The 4521-nt window shown below is 66.7% G+C and carries 3 protein-coding genes and 1 pseudogene; 3 read left to right on the top strand and 1 reads right to left on the bottom strand.

From position 1 onward, the window contains the following. Nucleotides 1–472: 472 nt before the first annotated feature. Complete coding sequence (locus U9978_RS22585; protein ID WP_416211105.1) at nucleotides 473–1225, top strand: ArsR/SmtB family transcription factor; 753 nt, start codon at nucleotides 473–475, stop codon at nucleotides 1223–1225. Nucleotides 1226–1324: 99 nt separating this feature from the next. Beyond that, entirely contained in the window at nucleotides 1325–2839 is a 1515-nt protein-coding gene (locus tag U9978_RS22580; RefSeq protein ID WP_322763157.1) for a VWA domain-containing protein, read from the top strand. Between the two features lie 73 nt (nucleotides 2840–2912). Here the strand turns inward: U9978_RS22580 and U9978_RS22575 are convergent, their stop codons facing one another. Beyond that, a complete protein-coding gene (locus U9978_RS22575; RefSeq protein WP_322763156.1) occupies nucleotides 2913–3314 on the bottom strand; it encodes an excisionase family DNA-binding protein in 402 nt (133 codons plus the stop codon). A gap of 409 nt (nucleotides 3315–3723) precedes the next feature. On the opposite strand from U9978_RS22575, the pseudogene U9978_RS22570 reads away from it, so the two are divergent. Next, nucleotides 3724–4521 (top strand): annotated as a pseudogene (locus tag U9978_RS22570) (glycogen debranching enzyme GlgX); the annotation flags it as partial.

Here is a 4521-nt window from a genome sequence, read left to right as displayed (position 1 = left end):
ACCAGCTCCTTCACCAAGCTCGACACCTTGCTGACGCACTGAGCCCTGCTGACGCCGGCGCCTTGCGTCATCGCTGCCCGCACGCCGCTGCCCGCACGCCGCTTCGCGCTGCATCCACCCCAGCCCCGCTCCTTGATCCGCATTCCCTTCGGTGCGACGAGTGGAAGGATGACGTCAGGAGGCGCCAGCTTTCGGGCGGAAAATGTATGTCAACCATCCACTCGTGCCGGGCCGGCTACCCACCAAGGTGTTGCTGCCACCGCGGCTACACATCCGCGCGGCCACCCGCCGGTCCCCACCCCGCCGGCCCCCACTCGCAGACCTGCACATCCGCCACCGCGGCGCGTCCGCCTCGCGATCTACGTACCCCAGCCTCACTCCTTGATCCACATCCCTGTTGCCGGGCGTTCTAGATCATCTGAGCCGCGGCGTCCGTTGACAGGTGACTAAATGGTCACCTATCTTCGAGGGCGTGGACGCGGTGTTCAGGGCGCTGGCCGATCCGACGCGGCGGGCGCTGCTCGACGAGCTCTTCCGCGAGGACGGGCAGACGTTGAGCGCGCTCGAGGCGCGGTTCGACATCACCCGTTTCGGCGTGATGAAGCACCTCAAGCAGCTTGAGGAGGCGGGCCTGGTGGTCACCAGGCGGCGCGGACGAGAGAAGCTCCATTTTCTGAACCCGGTCCCGATCCGGCTCGTCCACGACCGGTGGGTGAGCAAGTACGCCGAGCCCTGGGCGGCTGCGCTCAGCGCCGTCAAGCAGCGACTGGAGAATTCCATGGAGAAGGTTTTCGAGATCTACATTCGCACCACCCCGGAGCGGCTGTGGGAGGCGATCACCGATCCTGAGATAAGGAGCAAGTACAACTTCGGTGCCAGGGTCATCTCGGACTGGACACCGGGCTCGCGCTACGAGATGGGCGCTCCGGGCGCACCCGGTCCGCTCGGCGAGGGGGAGAACCTCGAGATCGACCCGCCGCGCCGGCTCGTCCAGAGCGCAACCATGCTCTGGAGCGACGAGGTGAAGAGTGAGGGCACCTCCAGAATCACCTGGGAGATCGAACCGATCGGCGACTCCTGCCGCCTGACCGTCACCCACGACCAGTTGCGCGAGGGCGCGAACGAGGAGCTCTACGGCGGCTGGCCGATGATCCTGTCGGGCCTGAAGACGTGGCTGGAGACCGGCGAGCTCCTCACCACCCCGGGATCCCTGATGTATTCCTGAGCCGGCTCTCGCCAGCGACCCTGCCGCCAATCCTGCCGCCAATTCTGCCGGCGGTGCGACCGGGCGTGGCGCCTGTCGGAGAAAATACACTCTCTCGGCATGACTGTAGTTCTGTCCAAAGGCGGGAACGTGGTGCTCCCGCCGCGGGTCGGGCGGGTGTGTGTCGTGCTCGACTCCGCCGCAGGACCGGCGTTGGACGGCAGCGCACTGCTGCTCACGGCTTCCGGCCGCGTCCGAAGCGACGCAGACTTCGTCTTCTACAACCAGCCGCGCTCGGTCGAGGGTGCTGTGACCCTTGCGGCGCGGTCCGGACGGCAGGAGACGGTCACCGTCGACCTGGCCCGGCTACCACCGGAGATCTCAACCGTTGTCGTCGCGGTGTCGACCGACGGCCAGCCGGTCGGGGCGGTGCGCGGTCTGCATGTCCGGGTCCATGAGGCGCCCGGAGCCGGCGCGACATCCGCACCCGGTTCGGAGATCGTCCGGTTCGAGGTCACCGACGCGGGCGCCGAGACGGCGTTCGTCCTGGGTGAGCTCTACCGGCGGTCCGGGCAGTGGAAGTTCCGCGGGGTGGGCCAGGGTTGGACGTCGGGCCTGGCCGGGCTCGCCACGGACTACGGCATCACCGTGGATGAGCCGCCCACGTCGGCCAAACCATCAGCTCCAGCTCCCGTTCCAGCTCCCGTTCCAGGGCCGGGGCCGGTTTCAGTGCCAACACCGGTTCCGGTTTCGGTGCCGCCGCGCCCGACGTCCGACCCGCCGAGCCCGGCGTCCACGGCGAATCCGGTGTCACTGGCGAAAGCCGTCCGGCTGGAAAAGCAACTCGCCGGGGCTTCACCGGCCATGGTCGACCTGGTCAAGCGCGCCGGTGTTTCCCTGCAGAAGAAGGGCATGTCCGAGCACCGTGCCCGGGTCGCACTCTGCCTGGACATTTCGATGTCGATGAGTGCGCTGTACAACAAGGGCAAGGTGCAGCAGCTCTGCGAGCGCATTCTGGCGCTCGCCGTCCAGTTCGATGATGACGGTTCCTGCGATGTGTTCACTTTCGGCAGCAATGGCCACGACGAGGGTCCGCTCGATCTGCGCAACTACCAGGGCTGGGTGGCCGGGCTCAGACGCCACCGCAAGCTTGAGGGCGCCACCAACTACGCAAAGGCCATGCAGGTGGTACGGCAGCACTACTTTCCCGATTCGCGCGGGCGGCGGCGGGACCGGCCCCGTCCCGACGAGCTGCCCGTCTACGTGATGTTCGTGACCGATGGTCAGGCGACCGACAAGCAGGCCGCCCGTGACCAGATCACCTGGGCATCCTATGAGCCGATCTTCTGGCAGTTCATGGCGATCGGGAAGACCAGTCGTAATGTCAGTGTCGGCGCCGAGGCAATGCCGAAGCGCGGGGGCCTTGGTGGCTTTTTCGACCGCATGCTTGAGGGCGACTTCCGGTTCCTGGAGGAATTGGATGAGATGACCGGGCGGTTCCTGGACAATGCGAACTTCTTCTCGGTTGCCGACCCGACGGCGATCGGCGAAGATCAGCTCTTCGACCTGCTGATGTACGAGTACCCGGGCTGGCTCACCCAGGCCCGTGCCCGCGGCCTGGTCACCGGAGCCTGACCGGCACCTTGCGCGCTAAGACCGGAGAGCCGCCACACAGGCCACGCCCCTATTGCCGGTCGCTTTCAATACGTCATCTAGTTTGGCAGGCTCCGGCGGTTATCTCGTACAGGTTGTCGTCTTCGGCATCGGAGGCCATCTGGTCCAACACGTGCCTGCGTTCGCGGCGAGTGCGTTCGCGGTAATCAAGGATGTCGTGGAGCATGACCCGACGGTGGCGTCCCCGCATGGTGTACGAAACCTCACCTTCGGTCAACAGGCGTACCAGTGTCGGCCTGGAGATGTTGAGCAGGTCGGCAGCCTCCTGCGTCGTCAACATCGTGTTGTGCGGCGCGATCGACACGGCCAGGCCCTGGGCCAGCGCTGCCACCACGTCACCCAGGACGCCCTTGCCGTCGCCGTCGGCGCGAATGATGACAGTGCCCTGACCGTTGCATCGTGGACACTTCGGCGGGGTTCCTGAATGTTTTCCCATGGGATCTCCCCGGCGGGCGCGTCCGTTGGGTTCCTGGTCGTAGGACATGCTACGATCTTCACGGCGGGATGTCACGTTACGGATCCAAGGTGATACGGACGGTGTCAAGAAGTTGCCAGGGTCCCCTCAGACGACATCGAGATGTCACCGCCAAACTGGCGTCAGGGACACGATAATGACGGTATGGTCCGCCGTGTAATTGTGCTGAGTGTGGCGCTCGGGGTCGGTGTCTCGCTCGGGGCCTGGGTCGCGCTCGCCTCCTGCGGCTCGCAATCCGTGTCGGCCTCGGCATGTTCGCTCCTGGCTCCGCAGGAGATCGGTACAGCGATGGAGACGACAGTCTCCCCGGGGCGACCCGTAACGTCGGATTCAGGTCTGCGGGGCGTGGACGGTTCAGGATGATACGGCCATGACGTACAGTTCCCTCGACCCATCGGCAGGCGTGACGACTGGCGGAAAGGTCGCTACGTCTGCGCTCGGGGTCCACCTGCGCGCGGACGGCGCTGATATCGGGGTGTTGTCCGCCGTCGCGGATGCGGTTGACTTCTGCCTATTCGACGACCCGGGCGATGACAGCGGCGACAGCGGCGGCGGCAATGGCGGCGGTGGTGAGACGCGGGTGCCCCTCGAGCGGGACGACTCGGGTACCTGGCGCGGACATGTGCCCGGCGTGCGAGCCGGGGACCACTACGGGTTCCGGGTGGCCGGCCCGTGGGATCCCGCGGCCGGGCTGCGGTGCAACCCGGCGAAACTGCTGTTGGACCCCTACGCCCGCGCCGTCACGGGAACGGTGCGATGGGGGCCCGAGGTGCTCGGGCACATCCCCGGTGAGCCGGACCGCCGCAACGACACCGATTCGGCCGGCTTCGTACCCCGGTCGGTGGTGGTGGCGCCCACGCAGCCGCCCGCCCCGGGGCCGGGCCGGGTGCCGTGGTCGGACACGGTCATCTACGAAACCCACGTCAAGGGTTTCACCCAGTTGGCTCCGGACGTGCCGGCGCCGCTGCGCGGCACCTACGCCGGTCTCGGCTCGTCCGCGGCCGTCGACCATCTGCTTCGGCTGGGCGTCACGACCGTCGAGCTGATGCCGGTGCACCATTTCCTGCACTCCGGCGTCCTACTCGACAAGAACCTGCGCAACTACTGGGGATACGATTCGATCAGCTATTTCGCCCCGCACGACGAATACGCGGCGACTTCGGTGCCC

It is taken from the genome of Protofrankia sp. Cr2 (assembly GCF_963555885.1).
Classification (GTDB): domain Bacteria; phylum Actinomycetota; class Actinomycetes; order Frankiales; family Frankiaceae; genus Protofrankia.
The sequence above is the reverse complement of the archived record's forward strand: the minus strand, read 5'-3'. Positions and strand labels throughout refer to the sequence as shown.

Bases quoted from the DNA above. Each gene is read 5' to 3' on its own strand.
- U9978_RS22580 (WP_322763157.1), top strand. From the start codon at position 1,325: ATGACTGTAGTTCTGTCCAAAGGCGGGAACGTGGTGCTCCCGCCGCGG.
- U9978_RS22575 (WP_322763156.1), bottom strand. From the start codon at position 3,314: ATGGGAAAACATTCAGGAACCCCGCCGAAGTGTCCACGATGCAACGGT.